The organism is Lysinibacillus sp. FSL M8-0216 (assembly GCF_038595555.1).
Classification (GTDB): Bacteria; Bacillota; Bacilli; order Bacillales_A; family Planococcaceae; genus Lysinibacillus; species Lysinibacillus fusiformis.
In genome coordinates this window covers 3,996,188-4,014,863 of sequence record NZ_CP152007.1, presented here as the reverse complement: position 1 = coordinate 4,014,863, position 18,676 = coordinate 3,996,188, and the positions used below count along the sequence as shown (strand labels likewise).

Genomic DNA, 18,676 nt, shown 5'->3' with positions numbered 1-18,676 from the left:
GATGAAGTTATCATTATGACTACGTGTGGGGCACGTAAATGACAATTACAGAATAGGCAAATGCTTATAGGTGGTTACATTTTTCACAAGTGTTGCAGTAGCATTCACTTTGTTCTTCAATTTTTTCACCGCACTCTGTACATTGCTTAGCAGGCAAATTCTTGAAAAATTCAACTACGTTTTCTAACATTGTGGACTCCTCCTTTAAGTTCATCTGTACTATTACTGTTCTGATATTTACTAGTGTATTATAACAGATGCTTTTCGTCAACACAAAACGCCTAATTTGCGTTAAAATAAATATGGATATTTTGTGAAGGAGGAAACGTAAACTATGATTTTCGTTGATAATAAAGTGATCCATGATCCGCGTGTTAACCTTGCTATTGAGGAGTATTTACTTAAAACAATGGATGTTGAAAAGGAGCCAGTGCTACTTTTCTATATTAACCAGCCGTCCATCATTATTGGTAAAAATCAAAATACCATTGAAGAAATTAATACGGATTATGTAGAAGATAATGACATTATTGTTGTTCGCCGTTTGTCTGGCGGTGGAGCCGTGTATCATGATTTAGGAAATCTTAATTTCAGTTTTATTACAAACGATGATGGCGATAGCTTTATGAATTATAAAAAATTCACGCAGCCAGTAGTAGATGCTTTGGCAAAAATGGGTGTGAATGCAGAGCTTTCAGGACGTAATGATATTCTTGCAGAGGGTCGTAAAGTTTCTGGAAATGCCCAGTTTTCTACACGAGGCCGTATGTTCAGTCATGGTACGTTGATGTTTGATACTGAAATAGATGCCGTTGTGTCAGCCTTAAAAGTCAAAAAGGATAAGATTGAATCTAAAGGAATTAAATCCATTCGCTCCCGAGTAGCAAACATTTCTGAGTTTTTAAAAGAGAAGATGACGATAGAAGAATTTCGTCTTGAAATTTTAAAATCCATTTTCGGTGGCGAAGCAAACATTCGTTATTATGAACTGACGGATCAAGATTGGGAAAATATTCATAAGCTTTCAGCAGAACGTTATCAAACATGGGAATGGAATTATGGTAAATCACCGCGCTTTAATATTCAAAAGACGCACCGTTTCCCAACAGGAGGCATTGATATTCGCCTTGAAGTTAATCATGGTGTCATCGAAGAGGCACATATTTTTGGTGATTTCTTTGGTGTAGGGGATATGACTGATATAGAACAACGCCTAGTTGGGACAAACCATGATAGAACGGCTATAGCAGAAGCATTAGCAGATATTGATATTCCTACATATTTTGGTGGAATTTCAACAGAAGACTTTTTACAATTAATTTATTAAGAAAAGTTCGATTTCATGTAATGATTTAGCCTAAAGGTTCGCTGACAATTATGTCGTCGAACCTTTTTTTGATACAATATAGTTAGAAAGGAGTGTTGATATGGAAAAGCATCGAATATTCATAGTTGAAGATGATGTGAAGATTGCATCATTACTAGCGGAAACGCTTAGAAAATATCAATACGAGGTTGAAACCATTCAAGAATTTGATCATCTTATAGAAGAATTTACAGCATTTAATCCACATATGGTGCTGCTTGATATAAATTTACCTTCATATGATGGCTACTATTGGTGCCGTCAGCTACGTCAACATACAACGTGTCCAATTATTTTTATTTCTGCTCGCTCAGGGGAAATGGACCAAATTTTTGCACTTGAAAATGGGGGCGATGATTTTATTACAAAGCCCTTTAATTATGAAATTGTCTTGGCTAAAATTCGTAGTCATTTGCGTCGTACATATGGGGAGTATGCTACAAGGCAAGAGGAGCGGACAATTAAGCAAGGGCAGCTTATTCTTCATTTAGAGAGGATGGAGCTGCATAAAAATGAATTAGAAATCCCACTCCAGAAAAAAGAGTGCATTATTTTAGAATTGCTTATGGGGAATGCCCCGAAAGTAGTAACACGGGAGCAACTATTAGAGGAACTCTGGGATGATCAAGCATTTGTCGATGAAAATACGTTGAATGTTAATATGACTCGCGTCCGTAAAAAATTAGCGGATTATCAAATTGCATCAACTATTGAAACTGTGCGTGGCGCAGGCTATCGATTCATATTGAGTGCGGGTGAATTATAGTGGGCTGGAAATTATTTTTACGTGATTATGCATCATTTATTGTATTTCAGCTCTTATTAGTTGGCTTCATCATGGTCTTATATGGACTAGATGGATTCAGAAATATCGATACAGCTATATATTCCTTCTGTATCAGTCTTGTACTGCTCTGTTCATTTTTACTTGTTCGCTATTTAATGCGGCAACGTTATTTGTTGAAAATATCCCAGCTACCAACAGCAATGGAGGATGTGTTACAAAAAAACGCCAAAACGCCAGAAGCAATGCAAACAGAGAAATATATGCATGAGCTATATCGACTCTATCAACATGAGCTGCATTCATTATACGCTAGTCAAAAACGTCATGATCAATTTATGAATCAGTGGGTGCATCAGATGAAAACACCCATATCTGTCATTGAGTTATTGCTGCAGGATGATCGTCCGCTGGATAAGAAAAATGTGCAGGAGGAAATTGATCGTTTACGTAGAGGCTTAGACATGGTGCTTGTAAATGCACGATTAGAAAACTTCGAAGATGATATGCAAGTAGAACAGGTTGCATTAAAGTCCATAGTGACTGCAACTGTTAATGAGAATAAACGTTTATTTATTACGAAAAGAGTATTCCCTGAAATTCATATTGAAGATGATCTTATTGTGGCGAGTGATTCGAAATGGCTTCGCTTCATTCTCGGTCAGTTTGTAACCAATGCAGTGAAATACACATTTGAAGCCAATAAAAAAATAGTCATTTCTGCTATTAAAAAGGATGATTATGTACAGCTAGCCATTTGCGATGAGGGAATCGGTATTCCAGCTTCTGACCTTTCACGTGTTACGAAGGCCTTTTTTACTGGTGAAAATGGACGGAAAACAGGGGAGTCTACTGGGATGGGCCTTTATTTAGCCAAGGAAATTTGCGAGAAGCTTGGACATGAATTGGCTATTTCATCAGAGGTAGGAAAAGGGACGATTGTTACAGTGACTTTTACAAATTAGGGGGAGCTAGGATGACAGAAGTAAGCATTGAAGGTTGGCTATTAAATATCGATAAAGAGAAAACAAAGTCTCTTTTTATGACACATTTGCAAGAGGGCGATCAAGTATCTTATCAAAATTTCGTCATGGCAAATGAAGTGCTAAATGAAGAACTACTGCATTTTTCAAATATCCTTGGGTTAAACTTACAACAACCAACATTATTAAATGCGTTTCCTGTCGATGGTCAACAGATTATGTATAGTGGACATTACACTGTATATGGTGAAATTCTAGAGGGAGAAATGGATGCCTGGGATGTCATTATAGGAGAGCATTGTTTTAGTTTGGTAGCGGAAGAGTCCGTTTTAGAATTAACAGAGCCCCATTTTCAAATCGGCTTTGAAATTGTATTACAGTGGCTTTTACCGCAATCATTAGAATTAATGAAGAAATAAGGTGAATTTAGCATGCCTATATTACAAATTAAAGATGTGACAAAAGTTTATGAAGGCAAGGTCACACATCGTGCCTTAAATCAATTGAGCTTTGACGTGGAAGAAGGCGAATTTTTAGCAGTTATGGGCCCTTCCGGAAGTGGTAAAACAACATTATTGAATATTATTTCTACTATTGATGAACCAACAAGTGGAGAGATAATTTTAGATGGCATGAACCCTCATAAGCTTAATGCAACAGAGCTTGCCTACTTTAGAAGAAGGCAGCTAGGCTTTGTCTTTCAGGACTTCAATCTTCTGCATATGCTAACAGTTGAGGAGAATATTGTGTTGCCGTTAACATTGGACCAGCAACCGTTAGAGGTAATGGAGGAACGGCTGGCTAATATTGTCGATAAGTTAGATTTGACGCCCTTCTTACATAAGCGTCCAAATGAAATTTCGGGTGGACAAGCACAGAGAACCGCCATAGGTCGAGCACTTATTCATAATCCGAGTCTCATTTTAGCAGATGAGCCAACAGGTAATTTAGATTCGAATTCTTCACGAGATGTACTTGAACTTTTAACGAAAGTAAATAAAGATAAACGCACGACGATTGTGATGGTAACGCATGATCCAATTGCAGCAAGTTACTGTGATCGAGTGCTATTCATAAAAGATGGCGAATTTTTCAATGAAATTTATCGAGATGACCGTCGTCAAATGTTTTTCCAACGTATATTAAATGTTTTGAGCTTACTAGGAGGAGGGCAAGTAGGTGACCTTTCGACAATTCGCTTACCGTAATGTCGTACGGAACAGCCGGATATATGGTGCCTTTTTCATGGCGAGCTTTTTTTCTGTGGCTGTATTTTTTATCTATTCAATGCTGATGTTTCATCCTGATATTGAACGCGGAATATTAGGAGAAGTATCACTTATTGGCATGGTGGGTGCTGAAATTGTACTCGTCCTTTTTACATTATTCTTTTTATATTATTCTATGAGTGCCTTTTTAGAGGCTAGATCACATGAATTTGCGATGTTATTGCATCTAGGAATGGAAAAGCGTCAGATGAATAAACTTGTCTTTCTTGAGACAATGATTATTGGGGCAGGCTCCATCATTGTAGGAATTGTTTTTGGCTTTTCTTTTTCAAAATTCTTTTTCATGATTGTGCGAGAAATTTTACATTTGGATGAATTACCATTGTATGTTTCCTGGCAGCCATTCCTACTCACAATAGGCGTATTCACAAGTGCCTTTGTCGTCATTTCTTTTATTAGTGTATATTTTACACGAGAGAGGAAATTACGAGATCTAATTAAAGGTAGCGATTATTTAAATAGTTTAACAACTTATTCCAAAATTCGGGCTATATACGGTATTACTTTAATTTTAGGGACTTATATTCTCGCGTTTGTTGTAGGACATACGTCTTTAATAGGACTAACGCTATTAATACCATTTTCAGCAACATTTGGTACTTATTATTTTTTCAGCGATTCTGTCCCGTGTTTTTTAGACTTAGCACGTGGTAAACGTAAATTTCATTGGCAACGCTATCGTCTGCTCTCACTAGCTGAGCAAACTCATATTATGATGGATAATGTGAAAATGTTTTTTGTCGTTACTATGGTGTCCACACTCGCATTTTTATCTGTAGGTGTATTAGCGACAATGTCTTCTTACACAACCCAATATGATCGTTTAAATCCATTGGGCTTAGTTTATAAGGGGGATATTGATAATCCTTTTGAGCGAGAGCATATAAATTCTTTGCGTCTGCAATTAGAAGAGAAGGGGTTATCCTATCAGCTGTCCCGCTTTGTTGTTGTTAAGCAAACATCTTCTTTCACGCAAAATGAAGTAGAGGTTTTTCGTGAGTCCGATATGAATGTCTTGCTATCTTCCTATAGTTATCCACTTCTAAATCTTGGTCCCGGTGAAGCGGTATTTATTCCTTATTCAGAGGATTCACTAAAAAAATTAAAAAATAGAGTTGTGCATACAGTGCTTGAAGAAAATTCGATACCAATTACAATTGATAGTGTTTATCCTAAGATTGTGTTTCCTGGTTCAATTGTAAGCGTAAACTCGATCGTTATTAGTGATGAGGATTTTGCAAAGCTTATTCTTCCTATTTCTGAGAAAAACATTATTCAACCAAGCTATCATTTATTTACATTTGTTATTCCACAGTGGATGGAAACGAAGGAAGTCGGTAAGGACATCGATTATTTAGAATCCAATTTATATTTTCTTAAAAAGGATAAATTCAGTCCATTCTACTTTGAAAATGCCGGTTTAAATTATTCTTATATATTAGCTACCTACTCATTATTTACATTAGTGGGAGTTCTAGTAGCTACCGTATTCTTACTGGCTGCAGGAAGCTTTATCTATTTCAAATTGCATACATCACTAGAGAGAGAAAAGCGTAAATTTGATGTTTTAATGCGTATGGGTTTAACGGAGATAGAGTTAAAGAAGCTTGTTAACCGCCATTTATTTCCTCAATTTTTCTTGCCATGGGGCGTTGCTATGATGCACAGTGCCTTTGCGTTTCTAATGGTACAGGGCATTTTGAAAGATATCGCGAATATTTCTATTGTAAAAGAAGTATTCTTTGCTTTTGGCTTTTTTGTATTAATTCAAGTAGTGTATTTTTATTTAATTCGTTGGCGATACATTTCTCATATTCGTTCGTAATGTATTTGTTTAAAAGAGAAAAAAATGAATTATTTAACGTAATTTATGACATGAAATAAAAAGACTGATTGTTTTTTACATATATTTCTTATATAATATTACTGAATAACGATTCATTTTATACGATAAGGGGATGGTGTAATTGAATTTAGTTTCACGTGTTCGTCAACAGGCAACAGAACAGCCGGAAAAAGTTGCGTATCATTTTATGGGGAAAGATACGACATACGGAGAATTCGAGCAAACAGTTGGTCGTTTTGCAAAGGGATTACAAGATTTGGGTGTTGAAAAAGGGGATCATGTGGCGTTTTTACTCGGCAATACACCACATTATTTAATTGCTTTGTATGCAACAATGCGTTTAGGGGCAACGGCAATTCCTGTTAACCCTATTTATACACCAGATGAAATTTCTTATATTTTGCATAATGGCGATGTAAAAGCAGTTATTGCGCTGGATCTTTTACTACCATTGGTGGAGAAAGGTGTACAAGCATTTCCGCAGGTTAAAGCATTTGTAGTTTGTGAAACAACGGCAGATATAGCGGAAAAAGTAGCAGCTTTATCACCAAGTGCGCAAGAAAAAACTCATTTATTTACACAAATCATCGCGAATACTTCTCAATCTTTACAACCTGTTAAAGTGGCAGATGATGACAATGCTATTATTTTATATACTTCGGGCACTACTGGCACTCCAAAAGGAGCGATGCTTACGCATGAAAATGTCTATTCAAATGCGCGTGATGTTGCCCATTATTTAGATATCCAAGAAAAGGATCGTGTCATTGCCACATTACCTGTATTCCATGTCTTTGCTTTAACAGTTGTTGTAAACGCGCCATTATTAAGTGGAGCAACAGTTTTACTAGCACCTAGATTTAGCCCTACAGAAATTTTTGCTTTAGCGCGAGAGCAAAAAGCAACAGTCTTTGCTGGGGTACCAACTATGTATAATTTCTTATACCAATTACCTGAAGGAAATCCTGAAGATTTTTCGACAATTCGTTTAGCTATTTCAGGAGGAGCATCTTTACCAGTTGCACTATTACATAATTTCGAGCAGAAATTTAATGTGCGTGTATCAGAAGGATATGGCTTATCAGAGGCATCACCTGTGACGTGTTTTAATCCTTTGGATCGTGACCGTAAAGCTGGATCTATTGGTACATCGATTAGCAATGTGGAAAATAGAGTTGTCGATGTAAACGGTCAGGAAGTACCTGTTGGGGAGGTTGGAGAGTTAATAGTACGTGGCCCTAACGTAATGAAGGGGTATTATAAAATGCCAGAGGAAACGGCAATGACAATCCGTGATGGCTGGCTCTATACAGGCGATTTAGCAAGAGTGGATGACGAAGGCTATTTTTATATTGTCGATCGTAAAAAGGATATGATCATTGTAGGAGGCTTTAATGTCTATCCTAGAGAGGTCGAGGAAGTATTGTTTGCCCATAATAACATTGTAGAGGCAGCGGTAGTTGGATTCCCTGATCCTAACTTAGGAGAGGCAGTTCATGCATATGTGGTATTAAAAGAAGTGGCGGCCACTACGACGGAAGATCTTCTATCGTATTGTGGTAAGCATATGGTGAAATATAAGGTGCCTAAGGTCATTGAAATTATGGATGAATTACCTAAAAATACGACTGGAAAAATACTTCGCCGTTCCTTAAAAGAAAAAGTATAAAGCGAAAAAAGCTACTATTGAAAAATGGTAGCTCTTTTTTTGTGTACATTATTCGTATAATAGTAAAATCAGTTGAGGTAAGTTATCTGTAAGTGATAAAATCAAACTTGTGAAATCTTCTACATACTTTTCAATAGCTTGTCATATAGTGAGGAAGTAATGTAAAAAGACGTACAAAACTGGAACCCTTTGATGTAAGGCTACGTCAAAGCTTTTAGGTAAAAATACTATTGAAAGAGAGCATACAAAAACATGATAGAACTCATTCAGGAGTTAATAAGCTTTATTGTGCATATCGATGTGCATTTAGAAGAAATCATTCGTGATTTTGGTAATTGGAGTTATCTTATTTTATTTGCCATTGTTTTTGTAGAAACAGGCGTCGTTATTTTCCCATTCTTACCAGGTGATTCATTACTATTCGCAAGTGGTACATTGGCTGCTGCAATGGGAGCCTTTGATATGTGGATATTAATACCAGTATTTTTAGCAGCGGCCATTTTAGGTGATACAATGAATTATCATATTGGTCATAAAGTTGGAACGTCGATTCCTCCAAAGAGCCTTCTCGGAAGAGTTGTAAAAAAAGAACGTATGGAAGCAGCTGAAAAATTCTTCAATACACATGGTGGAAAAACAATTGTAATAGCCCGTTTTATGCCGTTTATTCGTACATTTATCCCATTCGTAGCGGGAGCAAGTAAAATGAATTATAGCTACTTCTTACTTTATAATATTTTAGGTGCTATTTTATGGGTATTCAGCTGTACATTACTTGGTTATTTCTTTGGTAATATTCCTATTATTAAAGATAACTTCTCAGTTGTGCTTATATTGATTATTTTTATCTCTGTCGTTCCAGCAGTAATTGGTGCGATAAAAGCCAAAGTTAGCAAATAATTTGGACAGTCCTAACGTGATGCCACATCACTGGGACTGTCTTTTTTTAGGTAGAAAAAAGAACTAGTAAATCTATAATGATGATGATAAATTATATTGAAGTATAAGCATCAGGTCGTAAAAAATGCTATACTATTAATTACTAGAATGTGGAGAAATGGGGGCAACGAAATGGAAGTATTTATTGGCAGGCAGCCTATTTTTAATCTTCACGAACAGGTCGTTGCATATGAATTATTATATCGTGGCAAAAACGTTAATGCCTTTCCAATGGTTGATTCAGATGCAGCAACTATTGATGTACTGGTGAACTCATTTCTTTCAATTGGTTTTGAAGAAGTAACAAAAGGTAAGCCAGGTTTTGTTAATTTTACTGATAACTTATTAATGAGCTCCATTCATGAATTTTTAAATCCTTCACAAGTTGTCATTGAAATTTTAGAGGATGTTCCACTGACATCACAATTAGTGAAACGGGTGGTGGAGCTAAAAAAATATGGATTTCAAATTGCGTTAGATGATTTTATTATGGATGAACATGTTGAAATCTATGATGAATTATTTGAACAAGTTGATTATATAAAAGTAGATTTTCTAGCAACATCGATGGTTAAAAGAATGGAGATTGAAAATAAAGTAAAGGGAAATTATCCACATATTCAATTGCTCGCTGAAAAAGTAGAGACTCGTCATCAATTTGAAGTGGCTAAGTCTTCTGGATACGTCTTATTTCAAGGCTATTTCTTTGAACAACCTCAAATTATAAAAGCAACAGATATACCTGCTAATACGATTCAGTATATTCATATCATCTCCTTGCTAAAAGAAGAAGAACCAAATATTCAATTATTAGCAGAAAATATCGAACGAGATATTTCTTTGACGTATAAATTATTACAAATGATCAATAATTCTTCTAAGCGTTCAAAATCTAAAGTACGCTCCATTAAACAAGCAATCGTGTTATTAGGTATATCCAATTTACGAAAATGGATTTATCTATTAGCGATGCGAGAAATTGATATTGATGCGGATTCAGATCTTTTCAAAGAAGTGATGTGTATGTCCTTGTTTCGAGCAAAAGTTTGTGAGAAGTTAGCGAAGCTGTCTTACAAAAAGAATTTTTCGGAATATTTCCTTGTAGGTATGTTTTCGCTCATTGACACATTACTGCAAAGACCTATGAGCAGCATATTACATCAGCTACCATTTTCAGAAGATATTACAAATACAATTTTAGGGCATGAAACAGAGATGACACCATTTCTAGAATTTAGTATCGCTCTAGGCAAATTGGATTGGCCCCGATTAGAGGAGCTAGGTGCTCAATTAAATATCCCGCTTAATGATATGGATCTTCTATATTATGAGGCAATGGAATGGGCAGAAAAATCATTTTAAGTAAGTGCCAATATTTCGTACAAAAAGCTATCTTACATTCGTATAAGATAGCTTATTTTTATCCTCTACAATAGCTAATCTCTTCATCAAGATGAAGTTCTCAATGTAGAAAGTATTTGCTATAATCATCTCGTCTTAAAAAAATTCTGATAGTTGAAGTGGGCGTGGGGAAATGAAACATGATGTTAGGGAAAACATTGTGGACTATGTGTATGTTATTGTAGGAGCAACAGTAATTGCTATTGGTTTTAATGTCTTTTTATTACCAAATCAGGTTGCCTCCGGAGGGGTAAGTGGAATTAGTACGATTTTGCATGGGTTATTTGGCTGGAATCCGGGTATTGTACAATATGCCTTTAATATTCCACTATTTATTGCTGGTGTTTTATTACTCGGCAAAAAATTTGGCATTAAATCATTTATTGGTACGATTACATTACCGTTTATTGTCTTGCTAACAAATAGCTGGGAGCCATGGACGGACAATCCTTTGCTTGGAGCTCTTTTTGGCGGAATTGTAGTGGGATTAGGAATAGGACTGGTCTTTAAAGGGAATGCTTCTACTGGTGGCACTGATTTACTAGCGCAAATCATTACGAAGTATACTGGATTAACGCTTGGTACAAGTGTACTGTTAATAGATGGAATCATAGCGATTAGTGCAGCAGTTGTTTTTGATTTAGAGAAAGGTTTGTATGCCCTAATTGGACTTTATGTAACAACCAAAACGATTGATATTATTCAGCTAGGTTTTAGCCAATCCAAAATGGTCTATATTATTACGTTGAAACAAGATGAAGTACGTGAAGCCATTTATGCAGAAGTCAATCGGGGTGTAACTAAGTTACAAGCATTTGGGGGCTATACAGGAGAGGCACGACCAGTTCTTATGGTTGTTGTTTATCAGACAGAATTCACAAAGCTGAAACAACTCATTAAAAGCGTTGACCCATCAGCGTTTGTCATCGTTTCGGATGCCTATGAGGTATTAGGAGAAGGTTTCAAACGTGCATAATTTTGGTATAATGGCGGCGTAAGGTATTATCTATTATGAGGAGGGGTACTAATGAAAAAAGCAATGTTAACATTAGTGTTCGGTTCAGCAATTTTCTTAGCAGCTTGTGGAGGCGGAGATAAAGAGGCAACTAACAATGAAGGTGCCACTGCTCCAGATGGAGAAGCTATCGCAATGAAATCATGTGTGACATGTCATGGTGGCGAGCTACAAGGTGCCAATGGACCAGCATTAAACGATGTAGGTTCTCGTTTATCGGAATCGGAAATTTTAGATATTATTAATAATGGTAAAGGTGGCATGCCTGGAGGAATTGTAAAAGGCGCAGATGCTGAAGCAGTTGCTAAATGGTTAGCTACTAAAAAATAATACTTCAAAAACTAGCGGACTGGAGAGCCGCTAGTTTTTTTTGTGAAGAGTAAATACATTTCTTTTATACATAGACATGCTAAAATAAGGAGAACCTTATCCATTGATTGGAGGCTTTTTCATTGGTCGTAGTATTAACGAGAGATGTTATGGAGAAATTTAAGTTAGAGTTATTAGCAGGTGAGGAAGGAATCGGCAGAACAATTGTGACAAGTGATATTTCAAGACCAGGACTTGAAATGGCAGGGTATTTTACACATTATCCAGCCAATAGAGTACAATTGCTTGGCAAAACAGAGCTGTCGTTTTTTGAAATGTTACCAACAGATATCAAGCTTGAGCGGATGCGCTTACTTTGTTCTCAGGATACACCTGCAATTATAATTTCTCGGGATTTAGAAGTACCTGAGGAGCTGATTCAAGCTTCCAACGAAAAGCATGTTCCAGTTTTTAAAACACATATGACAACAACCAAGTTTTCAAGTAGATTGACGAACTATTTAGAGGGTCGTTTAGCACCAATGACAGCTGCACATGGTGTCCTTGTTGATGTGTATGGCATTGGTATACTGATTATTGGTAAAAGTGGCGTAGGTAAAAGTGAAACAGCTCTTGAGCTTGTCAAAAAAGGTCACCGTTTAGTAGCCGACGATTGTGTTGAGATTCGACAAGAATCAGAAAATTTATTAATTGGTAGTCCACCTCCTCTTTTAGAGCATTTACTGGAAATACGAGGCATCGGCATTATTGATATTATGACACTATTTGGTGCAAGTGCAGTCCGCCCGTATAAACGTATTACACTTATTATTGAGCTGGAAATTTGGGACCCTCAAAAAGTGTATGATCGATTAGGCTTAGAAGAAGAAAAGATGAAAATCATTGATACGGAATTGACGAAATTAACAATTCCTGTAAGGCCAGGACGAAATGTATCTGTAATTATCGAAGTGGCAGCGATGAATTATCGATTGAAGAAAATGGGCGTAAATGCGGCTGAAGAATTTTCAAGACGTTTAGATGAAGTTATTTCGTCAAACGATGTATTAGATGATTAAAAGTTAACCGTTCTTTGGTAACAGATAGTTGGAGAGGAGCAAAAGATGGATTTATTACTTTTACAAATTAACCCGATTGCCTTTCACTTAGGGCCAATTCCAGTCCGTTGGTATGGATTGCTCATCGTATCGGGTATTATTTTAGCGTATGTGGTGGGCCAACGAGAGGCTGTAAAACGAGGATTGCCTGAAGATTTTTTGGCAGACTTATTATTGTGGGCGGTTCCGATTTCCATCATTTGTGCGCGCATTTATTATGTATCAATGCGCTGGGATTACTATAGTGAAAATCCAGGTAAAATCATTGAGATATGGAATGGCGGTATTGCTATACACGGTGCGTTAATAGGTGCATTTGTGACGGCTTACATATTTACTCGTATTAAAAATGTAAGCTTTTTACGAGTAGCGGATATTGCAGCGCCTAGTATTTTAATTGGACAAATTATCGGTCGCTGGGGCAACTTTATGAATCAAGAGGCTTATGGTGGTCCTGTATCAAAGGAATTTTTAGAAAATTTAATGTTACCAGATTGGATTATCAATCAAATGTATATTGAAGAATTAGGTACTTATGTACATCCTACGTTTTTGTATGAATCCGTGTGGAATCTAATAGGGCTCATTATCTTACTAGTATTACGTAAGGTAAATTTAAATCGTGGGGAAATTTTCTTCAGTTATTTAATTTGGTATTCTATTGGTCGTTTCTTCATTGAAGGCATGCGTACAGATAGTCTTTACCTAGTTGGTGATTTACGCTCAGCACAGATTGTATCTATTATAAGTATTGTAGTAGGTCTTGGGGCCATTATTTATCGTAGAATAAAGGTTAAACCAGCCATGAAATACTTAGATAATAAATAAGGGGATGTAACATATGGCTGTAAAGGCACTACTATTTGATTTTGATGGAACTTTACTGAATACAAATGAATTAATCATTCAAACATTTATGCATGTTTTAAATGAGAGATTTCCCGGGCAATTTTCGCCAAAAGATTGCTTGAAATTCATTGGTCCATCCCTCAAGCAGACATTTAATGACATTGCACCAGGTGAAGAGGAAGCTTTAATAGCCAAATATCGAGCTTGGAATTTAGAGCATCATGATGAACTTGTTAGTCAATACCCTGATGTTGTTTCGACATTAGAGCAATTAAAAGCCCAAGGAATATTATTGGCGATTGTTTCGACAAAACGGAATGATACGATTGATCGCGGGCTATCTATCCTTGGAGCAACACACCTATTTGATGTGCGTATTGGAACAGATAATGTGAAAAATGTGAAACCCGATCCTGAACCAGTATTACTTGCATTGGAACGTCTAGGTGTCGACAAAGCTGATGCCATTATGATTGGAGATAATTCGCATGATATAGAAGCCGGACATCGTGCAGGAGTCAGAGCAGCTGGTGTCGCTTGGGCGATTAAAGGCGAGGCGTACTTACAGCAGTATCAACCGGAATTTATTTTGCATCATATGACGGATTTATTGGATATTGTGAAAGAGGGGTAAGTTAGATGGCGCGTAAAACAGAACGTTACCGTGTCGAAGGGGCGAATTCTCTTTGGAAAATCTACGATACGGTGTCCTTTTGGAAGGTGATGAAGTGTTTCATTATCATTCAAATTGGACGCTTCACACCATTTTTACGTGTGAAAAACTGGCTTTATCGAACATTTTTAAGAATGACTATTGGTGAAAAAACATCATTAGCCTTAATGGTTATGCCAGACACTATGTATCCTGAACGTATTTTTATTGGAGATAATACAGTGATTGGCTTTAATACGACCATTTTAGCCCATGAATATTTAATAGAGGAATATCGTTTAGGGGATGTTCATATTGGTCATGAAGTAATGGTTGGTGCGAATTCTACCATTTTACCTGGTGTGACAATTGGAGATGGCGCCATTGTTTCGGCCGCTACTCTTGTACATAAGGATGTGCCGGCTGGTTGCCTAGCAGGAGGAAACCCGATGCAAATTATTTATACAGCAGAGCAAATGGCAGAGCGTAAGTGTCATGAAATTGTGCAATGGTGTACACCTAAAAAACAATAAACGTTCAATAAGTTTAAAAAGCTACTCCCAACAATTTTTGGGAGTAGCTTTTGTTTTTAGTATTATGAAGCCGATTTATGCGTGTACAGCATCATATTCTGATTTGAATTCACAATTACTATGATCGCCTAAGCAAGTTGATTCAACGAAAGTTGATTTGATTGCAGTACCATCAATATCTTCTGTTGTATGCAGTGTAATTTTATCACCAGGATAAAAATCTCCCTTACAAATACTAACGATCATTTGCTCACTAAGTTGTACGAATGGACATGCCATCATAAATCCCTCCAATGTGTATTATAACTGTTGTTTTATTTATTAATGCTATTCTATATGAAGGATTTTGAATTGTAAAAGTAAAAGTAGAATGAGAGTAATAATCATCGTAAATACTGATATTATAGTAATTTTATTGATAATGAGATTGAGAATCATTTTAATTTTACATGGCTATTAAGTTATATTAATATAATTTTATAATGGGTCGTATTGAGAATAGATGATGGAGTGGTCGATATTTCAGTCCACTCGAGAATCATTATCAATTTTTTACAGACAAGTTAACAGCGTCCATGATTTGCTTGTCACATTTTAGACATATTCTCATTCTCAATCTTTAAGTTTGTAGATTTTCTTCAACTTGCCTCTTGCCTCTCTATATTATTCAAATGAAAAGTAAATTAAAGATTTAGATAATTAAGGGGAATTGCGTTGACTGTTGAAAAGAAATAAGTTAGAATTCTTTCATAATCTAATTCTCTAATACTCTAGTGAATTAAAGTGAATGTGAGGAAGTGTTCATATGTCGTCAATAAAAATGTTTGAAAAACCACTTGGAATGCGTGATACATTTCCGCAGATCTTTGAAAAAGTTGAAGCAGTAAGACAGACTGGCAAAGATTTCTTATCTAAAAGAGGATATGAGTTTATCAAAACGCCAGCTGTTGAATATTTTGATACAGTCGGAAAAGCTTCCGCGATCGCTGATACTCATTTATTTAAACTTGTGGATAGTCAAGGAAATACATTAGTGCTACGACCGGATATGACGACCCCCATTGCTCGGGTGGCCACTTCAAAATTATTGAAAGAAATGATTCCTCAACGTTTAGCGTACTTCGCAAGTGTTTTTCGTGCACAAGAAGCAGAAGGTGGGAGACCAGCAGAATTCGATCAAATGGGCATTGAATTAATAGGCGACCAATCCGTATTTGCTGATGCAGAAGTCATAGTGACAGCAATGGAGCTTTTGAAACACTTACAATTAGTAGCGTTTAAAGTGACGATTGGGCATGCAGGAATCCTAAACTGCATTTTACAAGATTACACAGAGAGTATTGAACAGCAAGCTACACTCAGAACTTTACTTGTCCAGCGAAATTATGTTGGATTTGAAGAAGCGGTAGAGTCATTTAATTTACCGAAAGCTAAAGCGGATGCTCTTCTCCAGTTTATTGAAGAAGCAATGGATGTGAAGGATATTCGTGATATTGAACAATATGTTCGCAAAAATGATGCATTAGTATATATGCAACAGCTTGCTCAGCTATTGGAGATGGCTGACTTAGCTGATTATGTTACGTTTGATTTTACACTTTCGAGTCATATGAGTTACTACACAGGTATGCTTTTTGAAATATTTGCCTTAGGCAGTGGTTTTCCATTAGGAAATGGTGGCCGTTACGATGGATTGTTAGAGGTGTTTGGATCAAAAGCTGGTGCGACAGGCTTTAGCATTCGTGTCGATCGTTTATTGGAAACATTAAATGGACAATCAGAGGGGCAGCAAGAAGCAACTGTTGTGCTGTTTGAGGAAGAACAATTTGAGGCAGCTTTATTACAGGTAAACACATTACGAGGAGCAGGAAAATTTGCTACCTTACAGTTGCGTAGTAGCCTAGTCGATGAAGAAGCCTTTTTAGCACACTTTACTGAAGTAGTTGTAGTTGGACAGGAGGAAGTTGGCGGTGAATGAATTAACAATTGCAATGCCAAAGGGGCGAATCTTTGAAGAAGCCTACCAAATGCTATTAGAGGCAGGATTTAATTTACCAGAAGAGGTCGAAATGTCGCGTAAATTAATGATTGAAATACCAGAAGAGAAAATTCGTTTTATTTTATCAAAGCCAATGGATGTACCTGTTTACGTTGAACATGGTGTAGCGGATATCGGTATTGCTGGGAAGGATGTTTTGTTAGAGCAGCAGAGAGAGGTACATGAATTACTGGATTTAAAAATTAGTAATTGCTATATCGCATCAGCGGGTTTACCCCATACAGAGATGAATGAGATTGCTCCTAGAATTGCAACGAAATATCCGAATATTGCGATGAAATATTATAAAGGCATTGGGGAGCAAGTCGAAATCATTGAGCTTAATGGATCTATTGAATTAGCTCCTATGATTGGCTTAGCTGATCGAATTGTCGATATTGTTTCTACAGGACGCACATTAAAAGAGAACGGCTTAGTGGAATATGAATTTATTTCGGCTGTCTCATCTCGGTTAATTGCCAATCCAGTCAGTTATCGCATGAAAGGTGAGCGTATTATTGACCTTGTAAGGCGACTAAAGAAGTGTGTGAATGAACAATAAAGTAATCATATCTCGCTACATATGAGTAACTGAAGGGGTTTAATTGTATGAAAATAGCAAAACTAGCAAAGGGTATTTCCTTAAAAAGACCACTTGAAGGAGGAAATGAGGAACAGTTAACAGTTGTAAGACAGGTGCTAGCAGATGTCAGGACACAGGGAGACATAGCATTACGTGCCTATACAGAGCGGTGGGACGGATATATGCCTACAAGCTTGCAGGTCACAAAGGAAGAAATACAAAAAGCCGTAAATGATCTTGACCAACAACTCTATCAGGATTTGGCAGAAGCGGCCAAGAATATTCGCCTTTATCATGAACAACAGTCACGACACGGCTATCGCTTAGAGCTTGGAGACGGTTCTTGGCTAGGACAACGTGTAACAGCTCTAGATGCAGTAGGGTTATATGTTCCTGGCGGTACAGCAGCATACCCATCATCCGTGCTAATGAATGTGATTCCAGCACAGGTAGCTGGTGTGAAGCGAATCGTGATTGCTTCACCGGCAGGGCGTGATGGAAAAATACCTGCAGGTGTCCTAGTGGCGGCTCAGCTTTTAGGGATTGATGAAATCTATAAAATTGGTGGGGCACAAGCGATTGCTGCTCTTGCATATGGCACAGAGACCATCGCCCCAGTCGATAAAATTACAGGCCCAGGAAATATTTTTGTAGCCCTTGCTAAACGGGAGGTATTTGGAGAGGTTGCAATTGATATGATTGCGGGACCCAGCGAAATTGCAGTACTAGCTGATGACACTGCATTTCCAGACGAAATTGCTGCAGATCTATTATCACAAGCAGAACATGACCCTTTAGCTTGTGCTATTCTCGTCACGACCTCAGAGCAATTGGCTAAAAAGGTAGCTGAAGAAGTTGAAAAGCAATTGGAGATTTTACCGCGTCAAGAAGTGGCCCGTGCTTCAATCGAAAATTTTGGGGTCATTTATGTAGCTGAAACAGTATCAGATGCAGTGGAAGCGATTAATTCATTAGCACCGGAGCATTTAGAGATTATGACAAATAATGCTGAGGCGATCGCTGAACAAATAAGGCATGCAGGTGGTATTTTTATTGGTCGTTATAGTTCAGAGCCTGTTGGTGATTATTTTGCGGGGACCAATCATGTGTTACCAACCAATAGTACAGCACGTTTTGCTAGTGGCTTAAACGTAGATGATTTTGTGAAAAAATCAAGTATTGTTTATTACAGTGAAAAAACTTGGCAAGACAATGCACCAAAAATTGCCCGTCTCGCACGTATGGAAGGTTTAGAGGGGCATGCACGTGCGGTGGAATCTCGCGGATGGAAGAAGGAATAAT

20 protein-coding genes are annotated in these 18,676 nt (G+C 37.1%); 18 read left to right on the top strand and 2 right to left on the bottom strand.

All coding sequences use genetic code 11. The features are described from left to right. Window positions 1-64 precede the first annotated feature (64 nt). Entirely contained in the window at window positions 65-190 is a 126-nt protein-coding gene (yhfH, locus tag MKX57_RS19965) for a protein YhfH (RefSeq protein ID WP_008173294.1), read from the bottom strand. A gap of 144 nt (window positions 191-334) precedes the next feature. Here yhfH and MKX57_RS19960 point away from each other — a divergent pair, with 144 nt between their 5' ends. From MKX57_RS19960 to MKX57_RS19890, 15 genes are all read left to right on the top strand, one after another. Beyond that, the gene (locus MKX57_RS19960; RefSeq protein ID WP_342530721.1) at window positions 335-1,327 is read left to right on the top strand and encodes a lipoate--protein ligase; all 993 of its coding nucleotides are present in this window, start codon (window positions 335-337) and stop codon (window positions 1,325-1,327) included. Between the two features lie 100 nt (window positions 1,328-1,427). Continuing rightward, window positions 1,428-2,132, top strand: coding sequence for a response regulator transcription factor (locus MKX57_RS19955; protein ID WP_008173292.1), 705 nt, complete (start codon window positions 1,428-1,430; stop codon window positions 2,130-2,132). Then, window positions 2,132-3,115 (top strand): sensor histidine kinase, encoded by a 984-nt coding sequence (locus MKX57_RS19950; protein ID WP_008173291.1) that lies wholly within the window; start codon window positions 2,132-2,134, stop codon window positions 3,113-3,115. Before MKX57_RS19955 ends, MKX57_RS19950 begins: the two co-directional genes overlap by 1 nt. 11 nt (window positions 3,116-3,126) lie before the next feature. Next, window positions 3,127-3,552 (top strand): hypothetical protein, encoded by a 426-nt coding sequence (locus MKX57_RS19945; protein WP_342530718.1) that lies wholly within the window; start codon window positions 3,127-3,129, stop codon window positions 3,550-3,552. Window positions 3,553-3,564: 12 nt separating this feature from the next. Further along, window positions 3,565-4,341, top strand: a complete 777-nt coding sequence (locus MKX57_RS19940; RefSeq protein WP_008173288.1) for an ABC transporter ATP-binding protein — start codon at window positions 3,565-3,567, stop codon at window positions 4,339-4,341. Then, the gene (locus MKX57_RS19935; RefSeq protein ID WP_342530717.1) at window positions 4,313-6,247 is read left to right on the top strand and encodes an ABC transporter permease; all 1,935 of its coding nucleotides are present in this window, start codon (window positions 4,313-4,315) and stop codon (window positions 6,245-6,247) included. Before MKX57_RS19940 ends, MKX57_RS19935 begins: the two co-directional genes overlap by 29 nt. Window positions 6,248-6,389: 142 nt before the next feature. Next, window positions 6,390-7,937, top strand: a complete 1,548-nt coding sequence (locus MKX57_RS19930; RefSeq protein ID WP_342530715.1) for a fatty acid--CoA ligase family protein — start codon at window positions 6,390-6,392, stop codon at window positions 7,935-7,937. 255 nt (window positions 7,938-8,192) lie between these two features. Further along, on the top strand, window positions 8,193-8,837 hold the full coding sequence (locus tag MKX57_RS19925; protein WP_225316111.1) for a VTT domain-containing protein: 645 nt from the start codon (window positions 8,193-8,195) through the stop codon (window positions 8,835-8,837). A 171-nt stretch (window positions 8,838-9,008) separates the two neighbouring features. Further along, window positions 9,009-10,238 carry an HDOD domain-containing protein gene (locus tag MKX57_RS19920; RefSeq protein ID WP_043989566.1) on the top strand — a complete coding sequence of 410 codons (1,230 nt, stop codon included), beginning with the start codon at window positions 9,009-9,011 and terminating at the stop codon, window positions 10,236-10,238. Between the two features lie 172 nt (window positions 10,239-10,410). Then, window positions 10,411-11,253, top strand: coding sequence for a YitT family protein (locus MKX57_RS19915; RefSeq protein WP_089986258.1), 843 nt, complete (start codon window positions 10,411-10,413; stop codon window positions 11,251-11,253). Window positions 11,254-11,304: 51 nt separating this feature from the next. Continuing rightward, complete coding sequence (gene cccB, locus MKX57_RS19910; protein WP_008173280.1) at window positions 11,305-11,622, top strand: cytochrome c551; 318 nt, start codon at window positions 11,305-11,307, stop codon at window positions 11,620-11,622. 122 nt (window positions 11,623-11,744) lie between these two features. Beyond that, window positions 11,745-12,680: an HPr(Ser) kinase/phosphatase gene (hprK, locus tag MKX57_RS19905; protein WP_025116542.1), complete on the top strand. Its 936-nt coding sequence runs from the start codon at window positions 11,745-11,747 to the stop codon at window positions 12,678-12,680. Window positions 12,681-12,725: 45 nt separating this feature from the next. Continuing rightward, window positions 12,726-13,547: a prolipoprotein diacylglyceryl transferase gene (gene lgt / locus MKX57_RS19900; RefSeq protein ID WP_008173278.1), complete on the top strand. Its 822-nt coding sequence runs from the start codon at window positions 12,726-12,728 to the stop codon at window positions 13,545-13,547. A 13-nt stretch (window positions 13,548-13,560) separates the two neighbouring features. Further along, window positions 13,561-14,202: a pyrophosphatase PpaX gene (gene ppaX, locus MKX57_RS19895; RefSeq protein ID WP_008173275.1), complete on the top strand. Its 642-nt coding sequence runs from the start codon at window positions 13,561-13,563 to the stop codon at window positions 14,200-14,202. A gap of 5 nt (window positions 14,203-14,207) precedes the next feature. Next, entirely contained in the window at window positions 14,208-14,753 is a 546-nt protein-coding gene (locus MKX57_RS19890) for a DapH/DapD/GlmU-related protein (protein WP_342550555.1), read from the top strand. A 75-nt stretch (window positions 14,754-14,828) separates the two neighbouring features. Here MKX57_RS19890 and MKX57_RS19885 read toward each other — a convergent pair whose 3' ends face one another. After that, on the bottom strand, window positions 14,829-15,035 hold the full coding sequence (locus tag MKX57_RS19885; protein ID WP_008173271.1) for a hypothetical protein: 207 nt from the start codon (window positions 15,033-15,035) through the stop codon (window positions 14,829-14,831). A gap of 523 nt (window positions 15,036-15,558) precedes the next feature. On the opposite strand from MKX57_RS19885, the gene MKX57_RS19880 reads away from it, so the two are divergent. From MKX57_RS19880 to hisD, 3 genes are read left to right on the top strand one after another with little or no spacing between them, the layout of a single operon-like run. Next, window positions 15,559-16,731: an ATP phosphoribosyltransferase regulatory subunit gene (locus MKX57_RS19880; protein WP_342550554.1), complete on the top strand. Its 1,173-nt coding sequence runs from the start codon at window positions 15,559-15,561 to the stop codon at window positions 16,729-16,731. After that, on the top strand, window positions 16,724-17,353 hold the full coding sequence (gene hisG, locus MKX57_RS19875) for an ATP phosphoribosyltransferase (protein ID WP_036120252.1): 630 nt from the start codon (window positions 16,724-16,726) through the stop codon (window positions 17,351-17,353). Before MKX57_RS19880 ends, hisG begins: the two co-directional genes overlap by 8 nt. 47 nt (window positions 17,354-17,400) lie before the next feature. Then, a complete protein-coding gene (gene hisD / locus MKX57_RS19870; RefSeq protein ID WP_239355240.1) occupies window positions 17,401-18,675 on the top strand; it encodes a histidinol dehydrogenase in 1,275 nt (424 codons plus the stop codon). Window position 18,676: the final 1 nt, after the last annotated feature.